This window comes from Autumnicola edwardsiae (genome assembly GCF_031846505.1).
In the GTDB taxonomy this organism is placed as follows: domain Bacteria; phylum Bacteroidota; class Bacteroidia; order Flavobacteriales; family Flavobacteriaceae; genus Autumnicola; species Autumnicola edwardsiae.
Genome location: NZ_JAVRHP010000242.1, coordinates 1 through 1,238, shown reverse-complemented (window position 1 = coordinate 1,238; position 1,238 = coordinate 1). Strand labels below are relative to the sequence as shown.

Below are 1,238 nucleotides of genomic sequence, written 5' to 3'. Positions count from 1 at the left end.
TTGGCCAAGGAATGGATGGAGAAAGGAAATCATTAAAAAAGTTAAGTAAATTTAAACAGAAAGATTATGATGGACAACTGGAATTTTGGGGGAATGCACTGGATATGGTGGGGACTTTGGATAATTCTTATCTTTTGGATATTTTTAATTCCTTACCCCACCCCGGGACAAAAACGGAAAAAAGACGGAGCAATGGAAATTCTAAGGGAGCGTTTTGCACGGGGCGAAATAAGCGAGGAAGAATATAAACACCGGGTAAATATACTTCAAAATAAAAATGAACCAAAGGACCAGAAAAAAATTAGGCAGGAAAAATAATGGGAAAAGGACAACTAACTATATTTTTTTTAATGCTGGCTCCTATCCTGCATACCCAAACTATATACAGTACACGGGAGGGGCATATCCTTATAAAAGCTAATATAGATGGCAATGCATTTAAGGCGGAAAGCCATCAACTTTCCATGTTTTTTGATTACACAAGTAAAGAAATTACGGGTTCCATAGATTTGAGAACTATAGACACAAATAATCCACAGCTAGCCACCTATCTTAAAAGTACTCAAGCACCTATATGGATAAGATTTTCCGGGAAGGTCCCGGTTGAGGATTTCCTTTTGCGCCCACATGAACCAATTGATTTTAATTGGTTGGTAACGATCAGGCTTCCTAATAAAGAAGTGCAAAACTACTTTAAAGCGACATTGACCCACATCCCCCAAGGTCCTACATTTTCCTGTCTTTTAAGTGCCGGTGGATTTATAGAGAAAACTATAAGCCCAAGCTTAAATCAAGTGGTTCCTGGACTTGAAGGATCCATAGAAATAAAATTTGCCCAGCTTATTTTAAAGAAAGAGTGAATGCCATTTAATTCAAAATAACATAGAAAGATGAAAAAGTATAAATAGAATCCCATCCTCTTCCAGTAGTGCCTTATTAAAATAGCGCTGGGGAGATGTAATAAGTGTAAATAAAATATCCTCCTGCCGTACAAAATTTGTACCGCAATTAGGGACATAGATGTGATATATAAATATTTCCGTCTTATCATTTTTCGCTTATTACTAATAATGGAAAATTTTGAGGGGTGGACCGCAAGTGCGTATTGGAAGAGCATTGAACTGAAACTTCCGAACGAAGAACGCGTTAAAAAGGTTGCATTGGTGGGAAATACAAAATGGAAGGAACAGTTTACGGAAGTTTTGATTCCCTTTACAAGGGCACATATTAAATTCTTT

At 36.9% G+C, this 1,238-nt stretch carries 3 protein-coding genes; all 3 read left to right on the top strand.

The features are described 5' to 3' along the window. Positions 1-66 precede the first annotated feature (66 nt). Positions 67-318, top strand: a complete 252-nt coding sequence (locus tag RM529_RS17390; RefSeq protein ID WP_013073461.1) for an SHOCT domain-containing protein — start codon at positions 67-69, stop codon at positions 316-318. Continuing rightward, a complete protein-coding gene (locus tag RM529_RS17385) occupies positions 318-860 on the top strand; it encodes a hypothetical protein (RefSeq protein WP_013073460.1) in 543 nt (180 codons plus the stop codon). The genes RM529_RS17390 and RM529_RS17385 overlap by 1 nt, the downstream gene beginning before the upstream one ends. A 162-nt stretch (positions 861-1,022) precedes the next feature. Next, positions 1,023-1,238 (top strand): SpoIIAA family protein (locus tag RM529_RS18085; RefSeq protein ID WP_349254650.1); only part of this gene is annotated, 216 nt, incomplete at its 3' end.